This window comes from Caballeronia sp. BCC1704 (genome assembly GCF_902833455.1).
Taxonomy (GTDB): Bacteria; Pseudomonadota; Gammaproteobacteria; order Burkholderiales; family Burkholderiaceae; genus Caballeronia.
In genome coordinates, this window is the sequence record NZ_CADFFT010000002.1 from 287,982 (window position 1) to 303,923 (window position 15,942).

Below are 15,942 nucleotides of genomic sequence, written 5' to 3' on the forward strand. Positions count from 1 at the left end.
GATTCCTGTATTGAATACTGATGTGGCTTATTCCGCCGGCTTGAGCATCAGCGGGTTCTGCTTCAACGCTTCCGCCTGCGTGGGCGCCGTGGCGCCGGCTGCCATCTCGGCCGTCACGCACTCGTCGGCGAGACGCGAGGAGTCCTTGTCCGAGAACAGCATCGCCTTCGTCGGGATGACGACGAGGTCCATGCCGGTGGCGGCGTCGTGGAAGCGGTCTGCGCCGGTCGTGGTGTCCTGACGCGGCAGCTTGTAGTCCTTCTTGGCCCAGTTCACCGTGACGATCGCGTCACGCTTCATGTCGCCTTTCAGGTAGAAAGCCATGCCGTCCTTGCAGGACCACTTGATTGCGCCGTCGGGGATCGGGTCCGTCTTCGCTGCCGCAGCCGCTTCGGCCTTGGGCTTGCGCTTGATCAGTCGGCGTGCCGGAGCGGGGCGCTTGGCCTTGGCCGCGCTCGATTCGGTTGTCGCGGCGAAGGCGTCGGCACTCACGAACACGCTCGACGTGGCGAGCGTGCCGACGATTGCAGCGATCAGAAGTTTATTCATCGGTGAAACCTTTCAGAAACATTTGGGTTGAGTGGCGGGTGCTGCGCGGATGGGAGTCGCCAAAAAGCGAATTCCGATCGCGCAGCCCGCTATTTTCGCTTATTTATCGGCACGAACTTTAAATTCTCGGGCCCGGTGTAATTCGCGCTCGGCCGGATGATCTTGTTGTCGATGCGTTGCTCGATGATGTGTGCGCTCCATCCCGACGTGCGCGAGATGACGAAGAGCGGCGTGAACATCGCGGTCGGCACGCCCATCATGTGATACGACACCGCGCTGAACCAGTCGAGATTCGGGAACATCTTCTTCGCGTCCCACATCACCGTTTCGAGGCGTTCAGCGATATCGAAGAGCTTGGTATTGCCCGCTTCTTTCGACAGCGACTTCGCGACTTCCTTGATGACCTTGTTACGCGGATCGGAGATCGTATAAACCGGATGCCCGAAGCCGATCACGACTTCCTTGTTCTCCACACGACGCTTGATGTCGGCTTCCGCTTCGTCGGGCGTCTCATAGCGCGATTGAATTTCGAATGCGACTTCGTTCGCGCCGCCGTGCTTCGGACCGCGCAGCGCGCCGATTGCGCCGGTGATCGCCGAATACATGTCCGAGCCCGTGCCTGCGATCACGCGACCCGTGAACGTCGACGCATTGAACTCGTGCTCGGCATACAGGTTGAGCGATACATGCATCGCCTGCACCCACGACTGCGACGGCTCCACGCCATGCAGCAGATGCAAAAAGTGGCCGCCGATAGAGTCGTCATCGGTTTCGACTTCGATTCGCTTGCCATTGTGCGAGTAGTGATACCAGTAGAGCAGCATCGAACCGAGCGAGGCCATCAGCTTGTCGGCGATGTCCCTCGCGCCCGCGATGTTGTGATCTTCCTTCTCCGGCAGAATCGTGCCGAGCACGGAGACGCCGGTGCGCATCACGTCCATCGGATGCGCGGAGGCGGGAATCCATTCGAGCGCGGCCTTCAGGTTCGCAGGCAAGCCGCGCAGCGCCTTGAGCTTCGTCTTGTACGCCTTCAGTTCCGCGACGTTCGGCAGCTTGCCATGCACGAGCAGATACGCGATCTCTTCGAACTCGGACGTGGTCGCGACATCCAGAATGTCGTAGCCGCGATAGTGCAGGTCGTTGCCGGTCTTGCCGACGGTGCACAAAGCGGTATTGCCCGCTGTCACGCCCGACAGCGCGACAGATTTCTTCGGCTTGAAACCACCGGCTGCGGCTGCGTCGCTCGATACGGTGTCGCTCATTGCTTCAAGTCTCCTGTGAACGCCCGCCCCGCGGCGTCGTTTCTTTCGCTTGAAACGCGCGCCGGGCTTGCGCTCGCGTCGCGTGACCAAAGGCTCGTGTCAGCTTGCATCTAGTTCTCGCCGAAAAGCGGCGCGCACTCGTCGGGCAGCGCGTGTCCCGTCGACTTCGCCCGGCGCAGCACCGACCAGTAATAGCGATAACTCGCGCGGTCGTGCAGCGTGTCGCCGTGGCGCGTCGGGCCCCACTGCGCGCGCTGTGCCGCGAGCAGAATCTCGGCGGCCAGCGTGATTTCGTCGGCGCGCGGCAAGAAAGCCTCGACAATCGGGCGAATCTGTTCCGGATGAATGCTCCACATGCGCGTGTAGCCGAACTCGTTGCGGGCGCGCGCGGCATCGTTCGCGACGACCGCCATATCGCGCACTTCCGTCGACACGTTGTGCGACGGCACCTTGCCATGCGCGTGACATGCGGCCGCAATCTCCAGCTTCGCGCGTCGCACGAGCGGGTGGTCGAACTGACCGGGCGAGCGCATCGCGGAATCCGGAATCGCGCCGTTGTGCGCGGACACGAAGTCCATCAGTCCGAAGCTCAGCGACTCGACGCCGGGCAGCGCGGCCAGCCGGAAGACATCCGCGAGCGCGCCATGCGTTTCGACCAGCACATGACAGGCGATGGCCTTCGCGATGCCCAACTCGCGCCGCGTGGCCTCGATGAACGCGACCATCTCGGCGGCATCGGAGACGCTGCGGATCTTCGGCAGCATCACATAGGCCGGCGCCTGCTTCGCCTGACGCAGGATGATGCGCACGTCGTCGCGCCATGCACGATGCTGGAAGTCGTGAATGCGCACGCCGACGCGCCCGAAGCGGTCGTCCTCGCCGCCGACGAACGACGCCACCATCTCCGCATGTTCGGCCTCGCGACCGACCTGCGCGCCGTCCTCGCAATCGAGCGTGATGTCGAACACCGGGCCGAGCTGCGCCTGCAACGCGAGCGACTTCCTGATCAGCTTCTCGCTGCCCGCGTAGTGGTCGCAGGGCGGCAGAACTGCGGGTTGCGGCTCGCCGTCAAACAGCACGTCGGCGGGGGAGAGAGCGGGCATTGTCGGCGTCGGGTCCGAGGAAATGTGAATGCGATGCTGCTCGTGTTCTGATTCGGCCGCGCTCGCAGCGGTACGCGAGGTACGCAAGCGCGACCGGATCAGGCGCGAACCGCGAAGTCCGCGCTGAAGGGAAGCGCGTGCGCTTCCCCGTGCCGCCGTGCTTACTTGCCCAGCAGATGCGCAACGCCGTCGCGCTCTTCCAGCAGTTCGTTCAGCGTGTTGTCCATCTTCTCGCGCGAGAACGCGTCGATTTCCAGGCCTTCCACGCGCTTGTACTCGCCGTTTTCGCACGTGACGGGCACGCCGTAGATAATGTCTTCCGGAATGCCGTACGAGCCGTCCGACGGAATGCCCATGGTGACCCACTTGCCGTTGGTGCCGAGCACCCAGTCGCGCACATGGTCGATCGCCGCGTTAGCCGCCGATGCCGCCGACGACAGGCCGCGCGCCTCGATGATCGCGGCGCCACGCTTGCCGACGGTCGGGATGAACGTGTTGCGGTTCCATTCGTCGTCGTTGATGAGCTTCGTCAGGTTTTCGCCTTCGGCCGTCGCGAAGCGGAAGTCCGGGTACATGGTCGGCGAGTGATTGCCCCACACGGCGAGCTTTTCGATGGACGCCACCGGCTTGCCCGACTTGGCCGCCAGTTGCGACAGCGCGCGGTTGTGGTCCAGACGCAGCATGGCGGTGAAGTTCTTCTTCGGCAGGTCCGGCGCCGACTTCATCGCGATGTAGGCGTTCGTGTTCGCCGGGTTGCCGACGACCAGCACCTTCACGTCGCGGCTCGCGACCTCGTTCAGCGCCTTGCCCTGAACCGTGAAGATTTCGGCGTTGGCCGACAGCAGGTCCTTGCGCTCCATGCCCTTCGAACGCGGACGCGCGCCGACGAGCAGCGCGATGTCGGCGTCCTTGAACGCGACCTTCGGATCGTCCGTGACGACGACGCCCGCGAGCAGCGGGAAGGCGCAGTCTTCCAGTTCCATCACGACGCCCTTCACGGCGGCTTGCGCTTGCGGCAGATCGAGCAGCTGAAGGATCACGGGCTGGTCTTTGCCGAGCAGATCGCCGTTGGCGATGCGAAACAGCAGCGAGTAGCCGATTTGACCTGCGGCGCCGGTGACGGCAACGCGCTTTGCGGACTTAGCCATTGAAACTCTCCTGGACGGTGCGTGGAACGCTAGGGAAAAACGCCATTTTATGCGCGTTACGCAAAGCGTTGATGATGTCATGCCGGACATGCCGCCCGCGGATTGCTGAGAGCCTTCCGCCACGCGGGCCGCGCGCCGCATGGCTGCGCTTTCCCGCATGGCTGCGTGGCGGCATGACCGTCATGCCATGAATCCTTCTATGAGCGGAAAGTGCGGGACTGCGCGAGGAGGCGCATTTTCGCTAGAGTCTGACGGCAAGCGCCCATTCGAGACGGCGCTGGACGTTGCGAGGCGGTAGACAGGCAGCGGCGCGCGAATCGTGTGGCCGATCGGCGTAAGGCGAAGCGAAAGGGCGTGCCTGGCGGTTGGTGGCGTGGACCCGGCGCGCGCCCGACACTGGCGATTCCGGCGAAAACCGCCGGAAAAACCGCGCCGAACGAACGTTTCCGGAACCGTGCGACGACCCGCAAACCCTTGCTCGACAAGGAGTGTAGGATTGCCCGGAGGCAAAGTCAACACTATCTTATGTCTTATATAAGACATAGAACCTTACGTGAAAATGTGGACGGGCGACGGGCCTTTGTGTTGAAATGCGCGGCATGAATTCGAACGCGCCAAACTCGGCGGGCACGCCCCCACAGAACGGCAGCGCACAGGCGGGCGAGCCCGCGGGCGCGCCGTCGCCGACGTTTAGCCCGCTGTACCAGCAAATCAAGGCACTCATCACGCAGGGCCTCGAATCGGGCGAATGGAAGCCGGGCGAGATCATTCCGAGCGAAGTCGAGCTCGCGGCCCGCTACAAGGTGAGCCAGGGCACCGTGCGCAAGGCGATCGACGAACTCGCCGCCGACAACCTGCTCGTGCGCCGTCAGGGCAAAGGCACGTTCGTTGCGACGCACAGCGAAGATCGCGTGCAATTCCGCTTCCTGCGCCTTCTGCCCGACGATGGCGACATTCATCCCCATGTCAGCCGCCTGCTCGAATGCCGACGCCTGCGCGCGCCCGCGGAAATCGCGCGCCAGCTCGATCTCAAGCCCGCCGATCCCGTCGTTCTTATCAAGCGTCTGTTGCAATTCGATGGCGTCACCACCGTCTTCGACGAAATCTGGTTGCCGGGCGCCGTGTTTCGCGGGCTGACGGCGGAGCGCCTCGCCGACTACAAAGGCCCGCTCTACGCGATGTTCGAAACGGAGTTCGGCACGCGCATGATTCGCGCGTCGGAGAAGATTCGGGCGGTCGCGGCGGAAGAGCCGGTCGCGCAATTGCTGGATGTGCAGCCGGGCTATCCGCTGTTGTCGGTCGAACGTATTTCGTACACCTACGGCGATCGTCCGGTGGAAGTGCGGCGCGGCTGGTACGTGACGAGCGGCTATTACTATCAGAACGACTTGAGTTGAGCGCGCGGGCTTGGGTCGAGTGGTCCGCCTGGTTGGAAGCGGCCTGGCAAGGGCATTCGAGGGCGCTATTTTCGCGTGGGCGGCAACAGTCTCTTGGGCCGCTTTTCGCTGCGTTGCGGAATGAAAAGGCGCTAAAATCGCGGGTTAGTGTAATAACAAGTTGGGGTCTAGCATGGCTGAAGCCGTAAAAAAACCAAGGCCCGAGTACCGGAACATCGGGCTTGGACAGATCGCGAAGTATCGCTTGCCTTGGGCGGGCAAGGTGTCCATTTTGCATCGCATCAGCGGTCTGTTGCTCTTCATCGCGCTGCCCTTTCTGCTGTATCTGCTCGACCAGAGCCTCACGTCCGAGATTAGCTTCGACGCGTTCAAGGGCTTTCTCGCGCACCCCATCGTCAAGATCATCACGCTCGTGCTGTCGTGGGCGTATCTGCATCACTTCTGCGCGGGTATCCGCTTTCTCGTGCTCGACATGCACGTGGCCGTGAACAAGGAAGGCGGACGGCAGACCGCCATCGCGGTGCTGGTCGTGTCGCTCGTGCTGACGCTTGCCGTCGCGCTGAAACTTTTCGGAGCCTTCTAACATGGGAACGCAAAACCGGGTCGGCCCCAAGCGCCTCGTCGTGGGCGCGCATTACGGCACAGGCGAATGGCTCGCGCAACGCGTGACGGCCGTCGCCGTGGCGGTGTACACGCTCTTGCTGCTCGTGCTCTTTTTCGGCGCACATAACTTCTCTTACGAAGGCTGGGCCGGCATCTTCGCGATGCAGTGGATGAAGCTCGCCACCTTCGTCGCCTTGCTCTCGCTCTTCTATCACGCGTGGGTCGGCATGCGCGACATCTGGATGGATTACGTGAAGCCCGTCGGATTGCGCCTCGGTCTGCTGGTGCTGACCGTCCTGTGGCTCATCGGATGCGCCGGCTACGCTGCACAGATTCTCTGGAGAGTTTAAAGAACATGGCTGCAATCAAGACTTCCTTGCCGCGTCGTCGTTTCGACGTGGTGATCGTGGGCGCGGGCGGCTCGGGCATGCGCGCGTCGCTGCAGCTCGCGCGCGCGGGCCTGTCCGTCGCGGTGCTCTCCAAAGTGTTCCCGACGCGCTCGCATACGGTGGCCGCGCAAGGCGGCATCGGCGCGTCGCTCGGCAACATGAGCGAAGACAACTGGCACTATCACTTCTACGACACGATCAAGGGCTCCGACTGGCTCGGCGATCAGGACGCGATCGAGTTCATGTGCCGTGAAGCGCCCAATGCGGTCTATGAACTCGAACACATGGGCATGCCGTTCGACCGCAATCCGGACGGCACCATCTATCAGCGCCCGTTCGGCGGCCATACCGCGAACTACGGCGAGAAGCCGGTGCAACGTGCTTGCGCCGCGGCTGACCGCACGGGCCACGCGTTGCTGCACACGCTGTATCAGCAGAACGTCGCGGCCAAGACGCACTTCTTCGTCGAATGGATGGCGCTGGACCTGATCCGCGACGCCGACGGCGACGTGCTCGGCGTGACCGCGCTCGAGATGGAAACGGGCGACGTGTACATCCTCGAAGGCAAGACCACGCTGTTCGCCACGGGCGGCGCGGGTCGCATCTTCGCGGCATCGACCAATGCGTTCATCAACACGGGCGATGGCCTCGGCATGGCCGCGCGCTCGGGCATCGCGCTGCAGGACATGGAGTTCTGGCAGTTCCACCCGACGGGCGTCGCGGGCGCGGGCGTGCTGATCACCGAAGGCGTGCGCGGCGAAGGCGGCATTTTGCGTAACGCGAACGGCGACCGCTTCATGGAACGCTACGCGCCGACGCTCAAAGACCTCGCGCCGCGTGACTTCGTCTCGCGCTCGATGGACCAGGAGATCAAGGAAGGCCGCGGCGTGGGTCCGAACAAGGATCACGTGCTGCTGGACCTGTCGCACATCGGCGCCGAGACGATCATGAAGCGTCTGCCGTCGATCCGCGAGATCGCGCTCAAGTTTGCCAACGTGGACTGCATCAAAGAGCCGATTCCCGTGGTGCCGACCATCCACTATCAGATGGGCGGGATTCCGACGAACATGCACGGTCAGGTCGTCGGCACGGCGAAGGGCTACGACGATCCGGTCAACGGCTTCTATGCAGTGGGCGAATGCTCGTGCGTGTCGGTGCACGGCGCGAACCGTCTGGGCACGAACTCGCTGCTGGATCTCGTCGTGTTCGGCCGCGCGGCGGGCAATCACATCATCAAGCACGCGACCGAGATGAAAGAGCACAAGCCGCTGCCGGCCGACGCCGCCGACTTCGCGATGGAACGCCTCGCGGTGCTGGAGAAGTCGACCTCGGGCGAATACACGCAGCATATCGCCAACGACATCCGCGCGACGATGCAATCGCACGCGGGCGTGTTCCGCACCTCGAAGCTCTTGGAAGAGGGCGTCGGCAAGATCGCGGAGTTGGCCGAGCGCGTGAAGCACGTGCATCTGAAGGACAAGTCGAAGGTGTTCAACACCGCGAAGGTCGAGGCGCTGGAGCTGGCGAACCTGATCGAAGTGGCGCGCGCGACGATGGTCTCGGCCGAGGCGCGCAAGGAAAGCCGCGGCGCGCATGCGCATAGCGACTACGAACATCGCGATGACGAGAACTGGATGCGTCATACGCTGTGGTTCAGCGAAGGCAATCGCCTCGACTACAAGCCGGTGCAGATGAAGCCGCTGACGGTCGAATCGGTGCCGCCGAAGGCGCGTACCTTCTAAGGCAAGGGCAAGGATATCCAAATGGCAAAGAGAATTTTCGAGGTCTACCGGTACGATCCGGACAAGGACGCCGCGCCGCGCATGCAGCGCTACGAGCTCGACCTGACGCATGAACGCATGCTGCTGGATGCGCTGGTGAAGCTGAAGGAACTGGATGAAACGCTGTCGTTCCGTCGCTCGTGCCGCGAGGGCGTGTGCGGCTCGGACGCGATGAACATCAACGGCAAGAACGGGCTCGCGTGTCTGACGAACCTGAACGATCTGCCGCAGCGCATCGTGCTGCGTCCGCTGCCGGGGCTGCCGGTGGTGCGCGATCTGATCTGCGACTTCACGCAGTTCTTCAACCAGTATCACTCGATCAAGCCGTACTTGATCAACGACACGCCGCCGCCGGAGAAGGAGCGTTTGCAGTCGCCGGTGGAGCGGGATGAACTCGATGGGCTGTACGAGTGCATTCTGTGCGCGAGCTGCTCGACGTCGTGCCCGAGCTTCTGGTGGAATCCGGACAAGTTCGTGGGTCCGGCGGGTTTGCTGCAGGCGTATCGCTTTATCGCCGATAGCCGCGATCAGGCCACTGGCGAGCGGCTCGATAATCTGGAAGACCCGTATCGCCTGTTCCGCTGCCATACCATCATGAACTGCGTCGATGTGTGCCCGAAGGGACTCAACCCGACGAAGGCCATCGGCAAGATCAGGGAAATGCTGGTGCGGCGGGCGGTTTGACAAAGGATGATGACATGGTCGACAAGCAAGACGACTCGCATCAGTCCGACCCTCTTCGCCGTGCGCGTCTTCGCTGGCGCGCGCGGCGCGGCTTGCTGGAAAACGATCTGATCTTCGAGCGTTTTTTCAGCCGATATGAGCATGACCTCAGCGACGCCGACGTGGCCGCATTGACCCGCCTGCTGGAGCTGAGCGACAACGAACTGATGGACCTGCTGCTCGCGCGCACCGAACCGGAAGGCGATCTCGCCACGCCGGACGTGATGCGCCTGCTGCAGTGGCTGCGTTCGGTGTGATTTCGGCAGAGATCCCGGGAGTTTTGCACAATACGCGCAGCAACCGGGCCGAAACACCAAGCGACGACCAGCCTAAGCACTCGCGGCTACCCGAGCGTTGCCGCGCAGCTTCCGTCGTGCAAATTATCGAAAACCTGTATCCATACTTCGATTGAGGATGTGCTATGACCCCGTCAGATGTTAAAGCCACGCTATCGTTCAGCGACAACTCGCCGAGCGTCGAAATGCCGATCTACAAGGGCACGATGGGCCCGGACGTGATCGACATCCGCAAGTTGTACGGGCAGACCGGCAAGTTCACGTACGACCCGGGCTTCATGTCGACGGCGGCGTGTAATTCGGCGATCACGTATATCGACGGCGACAAGGGCGAGCTGCTGTATCGCGGCTACCCGATCGAGCAACTGGCCGTGAACGCCGACTTCCTCGAAACCTGCTATCTGCTGCTGAAGGGCGAACTGCCGAACGCCGCGCAGAACAAGGAATTCGTCGACACGGTGACGCGTCACACGATGGTGCATGAGCAGATGCACTTCTTCTTCCGCGGCTTCCGTCGCGACGCGCACCCGATGGCCGTGCTGACTGCGGCAGTCGGCGCGTTGTCGGCGTTCTATCACGATTCGCTCAACATCAACGATCCGCGTCACCGCGAAGTCTCCGCGATCCGCATGATCGCGAAGCTGCCGACGCTCGTCGCGATGGCGTACAAGTTCAGCATCGGCCAGCCGTTCGTTTATCCGAAGAACGACCTGTCGTACAGCGCGAACTTCATGCACATGATGTTCTCGAACCCGTGCGAAGAGTACAAGGTCAACGACGTGCTGGTGCGCGCGCTCGACCGCATCCTGATTCTGCACGCGGATCACGAGCAGAACGCGTCGACGTCGACGGTGCGTCTCGCGGGCTCCTCGGGCGCGAATCCGTTCGCATGTATCGCGGCCGGTATCGCGTGTCTGTGGGGCCCGGCGCACGGCGGCGCGAACGAAGCCGCGCTGAACATGCTGGAAGAGATCGGCTCCGTCGAGAACATTCCCGAATTCATCAAGCAGGTGAAGGACAAGAATTCGGGCGTGAAGCTGATGGGCTTCGGCCACCGCGTCTACAAGAACTACGATCCGCGCGCCAAGCTGATGCGCGAAACCTGCCACGAAGTGCTGAACGAGCTCGGCCTGCACGACGACCCGCTCTTCAAGCTCGCGATGGAACTGGAAAAGATCGCGCTGGAAGACGAATACTTCGTGTCGCGCAAGCTGTACCCGAACGTCGATTTCTACTCGGGCATCGTGCAGCGCGCGCTCGGCATTCCGACGTCGATGTTCACCTGCATCTTCGCGATGGCGCGTACCGTCGGCTGGATCGCGCAGTGGAACGAGATGATCGCCGATCCCGAGCAGAAGATCGGCCGTCCGCGTCAGTTGTTTATTGGTCAGACGCCGCGTGAGGCGAAGCCGCTGGATCAGCGTTAAGCCGATCTCACGGTTGAGGTAGCGTTGAAGGCCCCGGCGGGCGACTGCCGGGGCCTTTTGGCATGGCGGATGACAGAATCGACGGGGATACTGATATGCGAACGACTATCGCAATTGATCGTGACTTACTGACTAGAGCTCAGGCTTACACTGGTCTGACGGACGAATCCGCGGTTGTGTACGAGGCACTGAAGGCGCTCGTGCAGCGCGAAGCAGCGCGGCGGCTTGCGAGCCTCGGCGGCAGTCAGCCGGACGTTGAAGGCCCTCGCCGTCGTCGGCAAGAAGGGCATGAAGATCCGGACGCGTGATAAGCGCTTGCACAAAGTCGCGGGAGAGCTCGGCGTCAATGCAGTGCTCCAACATTGACGGCAGGGGAGCGGAAGGCTGGTAGTGCCCATCCAGGTACTGATACCACTACCATAACCCCATGTTTTCAATAGCTTTTTTGCCTTAGCCTATTACCCAAGCGGCGCGCGAAGGTGGCATAATCGTCCAACAAGCTGCCGACGAAGCGAAGCAGCGTCACCCCGCAGTCATCTGAGAAGCGCTCACCATGTCCCAGACTCTCTACGACAAGTTGTGGAACTCGCACGTCATCCACACGGAAGAGGACGGCACCTCGATCCTCTATATCGACCGTCATCTGCTGCATGAAGTGACGAGCCCGCAAGCCTTCGAAGGGCTCAAGCTGCATCAGCGTCCCGTCTGGCGCATCAGCGCGAATCTGGCCGTGTCCGATCACAACGTACCGACCACCGACCGCTCGCAAGGCATCGCCGATCCGGTGTCGAAGCTGCAAGTCGACACGCTCGACGCCAATTGCGACGAGTTCGGCATCACGCAGTTCAAGATGAACGACCTGCGGCAGGGCATCGTGCACATCATCGGGCCGGAGCAGGGCGCGACGCTGCCGGGCATGACCATCGTCTGCGGCGACTCGCACACGTCCACGCACGGCGCGTTCGGCGCGCTCGCGCACGGTATCGGCACGTCGGAAGTCGAGCACGTGCTCGCTACGCAAACGCTCCTGCAAAAGAAGAGCAAGAACATGCTCGTCAAGGTGGAAGGTCCGCTGCCGCGCGGTTGCACGGGTAAGGACATCGCGCTCGCGGTCATCGGCAAGATCGGCACGGCGGGCGGCACGGGCTACGCCATCGAGTTCGGCGGCTCCACCATTCGCGCGCTCAGCATGGAAGGCCGCATGACCGTCTGCAACATGGCGATCGAAGCGGGCGCGCGCGCGGGCATGGTCGCCGTCGACGATACGACCATCAACTACCTGAAAGATCGTCCGTATTCCCCGCAGGGCGTCGAGTGGAATCAGGCAGTCGAGTACTGGCGCACGCTCAAGTCGGACCCGGACGCGCACTTCGACCGGGTGGTGGAGATTAACGCCGCCGAGATCGTGCCGCAAGTGACGTGGGGCACGTCGCCGGAAATGGTGACGTCCATCGACGGTCGCGTGCCCGATCCCGAGCGCGAAAAAGACCCGGTGAAGCGCGATGCCATGGAACGCGCGCTGCACTACATGGCGTTGCAGCCGAATACGCCGATCGAATCGATCAAGCCGGACAAGATTTTCATCGGCTCCTGCACGAACGCGCGCATCGAAGACCTGCGCGCCGCCGCGTACGTGGTGAAGTCGCTCGGCAAGCGCGTGGCGTCGAACATCCGCACGGCCATGGTCGTGCCTGGCTCGGGTCTCGTGAAGGCGCAGGCCGAGCGCGAAGGGCTCGACAAGATCTTCACCAACGCCGGTTTCGAGTGGCGCGAGCCGGGCTGCTCCATGTGCCTCGCGATGAACGCGGACCGTTTGGAGCCGGGCGAACGCTGCGCATCGACGTCGAACCGCAACTTCGAAGGGCGTCAGGGCGCGGGCGGCCGCACGCACCTCGTCAGCCCGGCGATGGCCGCCGCGGCGGCCATCGAAGGTCACTTCGTCGACGTGCGCAAGCTCGCGTAACCCAACGGGACACAGAGACAGATCATGGAAAAATTCACCGTGCATAGCGGCCTCGTGGCGCCCCTGGACCGCGAGAACGTCGATACCGACGCAATCATCCCGAAGCAGTTCCTGAAGTCGATCAAGCGCACCGGTTTCGGCCCGAACGCGTTCGACGAATGGCGTTATCTGGACGTCGGCCAGCCTGGCCAGGACAACAGCAAGCGTCCGCTGAATCCGGACTTCGTGCTGAACCAGCCGCGCTATCAGGGCGCGTCGATTCTGCTCACGCGCAAGAACTTCGGCTGCGGCAGTTCGCGCGAGCATGCGCCGTGGGCGCTGGAACAGTACGGTTTCCGCGCGATCATCGCGCCGAGTTTCGCGGACATTTTCTATAACAACTGCTTCAAGAACGGCTTGCTGCCGGTCGTGCTGTCGGAGCAACAGGTCGACAAGCTCTTCAACGAGACTTACGCGTTCGTCGGCTTCAAGCTGACCATCGATCTCGAAGCGCAAGTCGTGCGCACCGGCGACGGCACCGAGTACGCGTTCGACGTGCCCGGCTTTCGCAAGTACTGCCTGCTGAACGGTTTCGACGACATCGGTCTCACGCTGCGCCACGCGGACAAGATCAAGCAGTTCGAAGCCGAGCGGCTCGCGAAGCAGCCGTGGCTGAACAATCGGCTCGTCGGATAAACGAAACACGCACACGTAGAAGGAAGCGACATGAAGATTGCAGTGCTCCCCGGCGACGGGATCGGTCCGGAAATCACGGCCGAAGCGGTCAAGGTGCTGAACGCGCTCGGCGAAAAGTTCGAGCTGGAGGAAGCGCCCGTCGGCGGCGCGGGTTACGAAGCGAAGGGGCATCCGCTGCCCGACGAGACGCTCGCCCTCGCGAAAGAGGCCGACGCGATTCTCTTCGGCGCGGTCGGCGACTGGAAGTACGACTCGCTCGAGCGCGCGCTGCGCCCGGAGCAAGCCATTCTCGGCCTGCGCAAGCATCTGCAGCTCTTCGCGAACTTCCGTCCGGCGATCTGCTATCCGCAACTGACGGCCGCGTCGTCGCTGAAGGCGGAAATCGTGTCGGGGCTCGACATCCTGATCGTGCGCGAACTAAATGGCGACATCTACTTCGGCCAGCCGCGCGGCGTGCGGCAAGCGCCGGACGGCCCGTTCGAAGGCGCGCGCGAAGGTTTCGACACCATGCGCTATTCGGAGCCGGAAGTGCGCCGTATCGCGCACGTCGCGTTTCAGGCCGCGCAAAAGCGCCAGAAAAAGCTGACGAGCGTCGACAAGGCCAACGTGCTGGAAACGTCGCAACTTTGGCGCGACACGATGATCGACGTCGCGAAGGAATACGCGGACGTCGAGCTGTCGCACATGTATGTGGACAACGCGGCGATGCAGCTCGTCAAGGCGCCGAAGGCATTCGACGTGGTCGTGACCGGCAACATGTTCGGCGACATTCTCTCCGACGAAGCCGCGATGCTGACCGGCTCTATCGGCATGTTGCCGTCGGCGTCGCTCGATAAGAACAACAAGGGTCTGTACGAGCCGTCGCACGGTTCCGCGCCGGATATCGCGGGCAAGGGCGTGGCCAATCCGCTCGCGACCATCCTGTCGGCCGCGATGATGCTGCGTTATTCGCTCGGCAAGACGGAGCAGGCGGATCGCATCGAGAACGCGGTGAAGAAGGTGCTCGAGCAGGGCTACCGTACGGGCGATATCGCGACGCAGGACGGCAGGACCGTCGGCACGAAGGAAATGGGCGACGCGGTGCTGGCAGCGCTGTAATGTCCGTCTCGGGAACACCCGAGTCGGTACAGTTGACGCGCAATTCGCGGCGATTTCACCGGAAAGACGGTACTTCCGACGAAAACGCCGCGTTTCGTGTATATTCTTTGGTCATGGCGAAGAACTCTCAATTCTCTACGGATTGCATCGGCCGCGGCATCGACGCTCGCGCGACCGGCTTCGCCATCGTCACGCGCATCGACGGCACCGCCAGCATTGGCGCTATTGGCACTATCGGCACGTCGAAAACGCGCATTACGAAACTCTCCATCAAAGCGATCACGATTCGCTGATCGTCCCTCGTGTCCGAGCGTCTTCCCCGCGCGGCCACGCCGGGTAAGGATGCGGGGAAGCCTCAACAAATAAGGTTAGTCATGAACGTAGGTCTCGTGGGTTGGCGCGGCATGGTCGGCAGCGTGCTGATGCAGCGCATGCAGCAGGAAGGCGATTTCGACCTGATCGAACCGGTGTTTTTCAGCACCAGCAATGCGGGCGGCAACGCGCCGTCGTTCGCCAAAAACGAGACGAAGCTCAAAGACGCGACGAGCATCGACGACCTGAAGAAGTGCGACGCCATCATCACCTGCCAGGGCGGCGACTACACGAACGACGTGTATCCGAAGCTGCGCGCGGCGGGCTGGAAGGGCTACTGGATCGACGCGGCCTCGGCGCTGCGCATGAAGGAGGACGCGGTCATCATTCTCGATCCGGTGAACCTCGACGTCATCAAGGATTCGCTCGTCAAGGGCGGACGCGATTTCATCGGCGGCAACTGCACCGTCAGCCTGATGCTGATGGCGTTGGGCGGCCTCTTCCGCGAAAACCTCGTCGACTGGATGACGGCCATGACGTACCAGGCCGCATCGGGCGCGGGCGCGCAGAACATGCGCGAACTGCTGTCGCAAATGGGCGCCCTGAACGCGTCGGTGGCGGACGATCTCGCGAATCCGTCGTCGGCCATTCTGGATATCGACCGCAAGGTGCTCGCCACGATGAACAGCGACGCCATGCCGACCGACCATTTCGGCGTGCCGCTCGCCGGCTCGCTGATTCCGTGGATCGACAAGGATCTCGGCAATGGCATGTCGAAGGAAGAGTGGAAGGGCGGCGCGGAAACCAACAAGATTCTCGGCAAGCCCGCGATGGGCCAGCCGGGTTCCATTCCGGTCGATGGCCTCTGCGTGCGTATCGGCGCGATGCGCTGCCACTCGCAGGCGTTGACCATCAAGCTGAAGAAGGACGTGCCGCTCGACGAGGTCAACGGCATTCTGGCCTCGGCAAACGACTGGGTGAAAGTCGTGCCGAACGAGCGCGAAGCGTCGATGCGCGATCTGTCGCCGGCAGTCGTCACCGGCACGCTGACGGTGCCGGTCGGCCGTCTGCGCAAGCTCGCGATGGGCGGCGAATACCTGTCGGCGTTCACCGTCGGCGACCAGCTGCTGTGGGGCGCCGCGGAGCCGTTGCGCCGCATGCTTCGCATTCTGTTGGACAAGTAAAGTAAACTACGCGCCTGAGAGCGCGGACCTCG

18 protein-coding genes are annotated in these 15,942 nt (G+C 62.7%); 13 read left to right on the top strand and 5 right to left on the bottom strand.

Going from position 1 to position 15,942, the window contains the following annotated elements:
* Window positions 1-27 precede the first annotated feature (27 nt).
* From HWX53_RS11095 to HWX53_RS11115, 5 genes are all read right to left on the bottom strand, one after another.
* Entirely contained in the window at window positions 28-549 is a 522-nt protein-coding gene (locus HWX53_RS11095) for a hypothetical protein (protein ID WP_175940900.1), read from the bottom strand.
* 89 nt (window positions 550-638) lie between these two features.
* The gene (prpC, locus tag HWX53_RS11100) at window positions 639-1,811 is read right to left on the bottom strand and encodes a 2-methylcitrate synthase (protein ID WP_175940901.1); all 1,173 of its coding nucleotides are present in this window, start codon (window positions 1,809-1,811) and stop codon (window positions 639-641) included.
* A gap of 110 nt (window positions 1,812-1,921) precedes the next feature.
* Window positions 1,922-2,914, bottom strand: a complete 993-nt coding sequence (locus tag HWX53_RS11105) for an aldolase/citrate lyase family protein (protein WP_175940902.1) — start codon at window positions 2,912-2,914, stop codon at window positions 1,922-1,924.
* A gap of 161 nt (window positions 2,915-3,075) precedes the next feature.
* Window positions 3,076-4,062, bottom strand: a complete 987-nt coding sequence (locus HWX53_RS11110; RefSeq protein WP_175940903.1) for a malate dehydrogenase — start codon at window positions 4,060-4,062, stop codon at window positions 3,076-3,078.
* Window positions 4,055-4,246, bottom strand: a complete 192-nt coding sequence (locus HWX53_RS11115; RefSeq protein WP_175940904.1) for a hypothetical protein — start codon at window positions 4,244-4,246, stop codon at window positions 4,055-4,057. Before HWX53_RS11115 ends, HWX53_RS11110 begins: the two co-directional genes overlap by 8 nt.
* Before the next feature lie 406 nt (window positions 4,247-4,652).
* Here HWX53_RS11115 and HWX53_RS11120 point away from each other — a divergent pair, with 406 nt between their 5' ends.
* The 13 genes from HWX53_RS11120 to asd all read left to right on the top strand — a co-directional run bounded on the left by HWX53_RS11120 (window position 4,653) and on the right by asd (window position 15,910).
* Window positions 4,653-5,459 (top strand): GntR family transcriptional regulator, encoded by an 807-nt coding sequence (locus HWX53_RS11120; protein WP_175940905.1) that lies wholly within the window; start codon window positions 4,653-4,655, stop codon window positions 5,457-5,459.
* A 172-nt stretch (window positions 5,460-5,631) separates the two neighbouring features.
* Window positions 5,632-6,042, top strand: coding sequence for a succinate dehydrogenase, cytochrome b556 subunit (sdhC, locus tag HWX53_RS11125; RefSeq protein WP_175940906.1), 411 nt, complete (start codon window positions 5,632-5,634; stop codon window positions 6,040-6,042).
* Between the two features lies 1 nt (window position 6,043).
* Window positions 6,044-6,412 (top strand): succinate dehydrogenase, hydrophobic membrane anchor protein, encoded by a 369-nt coding sequence (gene sdhD, locus HWX53_RS11130; RefSeq protein WP_175940907.1) that lies wholly within the window; start codon window positions 6,044-6,046, stop codon window positions 6,410-6,412.
* A gap of 5 nt (window positions 6,413-6,417) precedes the next feature.
* Window positions 6,418-8,193, top strand: coding sequence for a succinate dehydrogenase flavoprotein subunit (gene sdhA, locus HWX53_RS11135; RefSeq protein ID WP_175940908.1), 1,776 nt, complete (start codon window positions 6,418-6,420; stop codon window positions 8,191-8,193).
* 21 nt (window positions 8,194-8,214) lie between these two features.
* A complete protein-coding gene (locus tag HWX53_RS11140; protein WP_175940909.1) occupies window positions 8,215-8,916 on the top strand; it encodes a succinate dehydrogenase iron-sulfur subunit in 702 nt (233 codons plus the stop codon).
* A 14-nt stretch (window positions 8,917-8,930) separates the two neighbouring features.
* Window positions 8,931-9,212: a succinate dehydrogenase assembly factor 2 gene (locus tag HWX53_RS11145; protein ID WP_175940910.1), complete on the top strand. Its 282-nt coding sequence runs from the start codon at window positions 8,931-8,933 to the stop codon at window positions 9,210-9,212.
* A gap of 164 nt (window positions 9,213-9,376) precedes the next feature.
* Window positions 9,377-10,678 (top strand): citrate synthase, encoded by a 1,302-nt coding sequence (gene gltA / locus HWX53_RS11150; RefSeq protein ID WP_175940911.1) that lies wholly within the window; start codon window positions 9,377-9,379, stop codon window positions 10,676-10,678.
* Window positions 10,679-10,773: 95 nt separating this feature from the next.
* A complete protein-coding gene (locus HWX53_RS11155; protein ID WP_175942344.1) occupies window positions 10,774-10,986 on the top strand; it encodes a type II toxin-antitoxin system VapB family antitoxin in 213 nt (70 codons plus the stop codon).
* Window positions 10,987-11,231: 245 nt separating this feature from the next.
* Complete coding sequence (leuC, locus tag HWX53_RS11160) at window positions 11,232-12,641, top strand: 3-isopropylmalate dehydratase large subunit (RefSeq protein WP_175940912.1); 1,410 nt, start codon at window positions 11,232-11,234, stop codon at window positions 12,639-12,641.
* A gap of 24 nt (window positions 12,642-12,665) precedes the next feature.
* Window positions 12,666-13,316: a 3-isopropylmalate dehydratase small subunit gene (gene leuD / locus HWX53_RS11165; protein ID WP_175940913.1), complete on the top strand. Its 651-nt coding sequence runs from the start codon at window positions 12,666-12,668 to the stop codon at window positions 13,314-13,316.
* Between the two features lie 30 nt (window positions 13,317-13,346).
* Complete coding sequence (leuB, locus tag HWX53_RS11170) at window positions 13,347-14,414, top strand: 3-isopropylmalate dehydrogenase (RefSeq protein ID WP_175940914.1); 1,068 nt, start codon at window positions 13,347-13,349, stop codon at window positions 14,412-14,414.
* A 32-nt stretch (window positions 14,415-14,446) separates the two neighbouring features.
* Window positions 14,447-14,707, top strand: coding sequence for a hypothetical protein (locus HWX53_RS11175; protein ID WP_175940915.1), 261 nt, complete (start codon window positions 14,447-14,449; stop codon window positions 14,705-14,707).
* Between the two features lie 81 nt (window positions 14,708-14,788).
* Entirely contained in the window at window positions 14,789-15,910 is a 1,122-nt protein-coding gene (gene asd, locus HWX53_RS11180; protein ID WP_175940916.1) for an aspartate-semialdehyde dehydrogenase, read from the top strand.
* The last annotated feature ends 32 nt before the right edge of the window (window positions 15,911-15,942 follow it).

What these genes read in the sequence shown, in the direction of transcription:
- asd (WP_175940916.1), top strand. Translation starts at nt 14,789, where the DNA reads ATGAACGTAGGTCTCGTGGGTTGGCGCGGCATGGTCGGCAGCGTGCTG.
- leuD (WP_175940913.1), top strand. Translation starts at nt 12,666, where the DNA reads ATGGAAAAATTCACCGTGCATAGCGGCCTCGTGGCGCCCCTGGACCGC.
- HWX53_RS11110 (WP_175940903.1), bottom strand. Translation starts at nt 4,062, where the DNA reads ATGGCTAAGTCCGCAAAGCGCGTTGCCGTCACCGGCGCCGCAGGTCAA.
- leuB (WP_175940914.1), top strand. Translation starts at nt 13,347, where the DNA reads ATGAAGATTGCAGTGCTCCCCGGCGACGGGATCGGTCCGGAAATCACG.
- sdhD (WP_175940907.1), top strand. Translation starts at nt 6,044, where the DNA reads ATGGGAACGCAAAACCGGGTCGGCCCCAAGCGCCTCGTCGTGGGCGCG.
- prpC (WP_175940901.1), bottom strand. Translation starts at nt 1,811, where the DNA reads ATGAGCGACACCGTATCGAGCGACGCAGCCGCAGCCGGTGGTTTCAAG.
- HWX53_RS11155 (WP_175942344.1), top strand. Translation starts at nt 10,774, where the DNA reads ATGCGAACGACTATCGCAATTGATCGTGACTTACTGACTAGAGCTCAG.
- gltA (WP_175940911.1), top strand. Translation starts at nt 9,377, where the DNA reads ATGACCCCGTCAGATGTTAAAGCCACGCTATCGTTCAGCGACAACTCG.
- HWX53_RS11145 (WP_175940910.1), top strand. Translation starts at nt 8,931, where the DNA reads ATGGTCGACAAGCAAGACGACTCGCATCAGTCCGACCCTCTTCGCCGT.
- leuC (WP_175940912.1), top strand. Translation starts at nt 11,232, where the DNA reads ATGTCCCAGACTCTCTACGACAAGTTGTGGAACTCGCACGTCATCCAC.
- HWX53_RS11120 (WP_175940905.1), top strand. Translation starts at nt 4,653, where the DNA reads ATGCGCGGCATGAATTCGAACGCGCCAAACTCGGCGGGCACGCCCCCA.
- sdhA (WP_175940908.1), top strand. Translation starts at nt 6,418, where the DNA reads ATGGCTGCAATCAAGACTTCCTTGCCGCGTCGTCGTTTCGACGTGGTG.
- HWX53_RS11105 (WP_175940902.1), bottom strand. Translation starts at nt 2,914, where the DNA reads ATGCCCGCTCTCTCCCCCGCCGACGTGCTGTTTGACGGCGAGCCGCAA.
- HWX53_RS11140 (WP_175940909.1), top strand. Translation starts at nt 8,215, where the DNA reads ATGGCAAAGAGAATTTTCGAGGTCTACCGGTACGATCCGGACAAGGAC.
- HWX53_RS11115 (WP_175940904.1), bottom strand. Translation starts at nt 4,246, where the DNA reads ATGACGGTCATGCCGCCACGCAGCCATGCGGGAAAGCGCAGCCATGCG.
- HWX53_RS11095 (WP_175940900.1), bottom strand. Translation starts at nt 549, where the DNA reads ATGAATAAACTTCTGATCGCTGCAATCGTCGGCACGCTCGCCACGTCG.
- sdhC (WP_175940906.1), top strand. Translation starts at nt 5,632, where the DNA reads ATGGCTGAAGCCGTAAAAAAACCAAGGCCCGAGTACCGGAACATCGGG.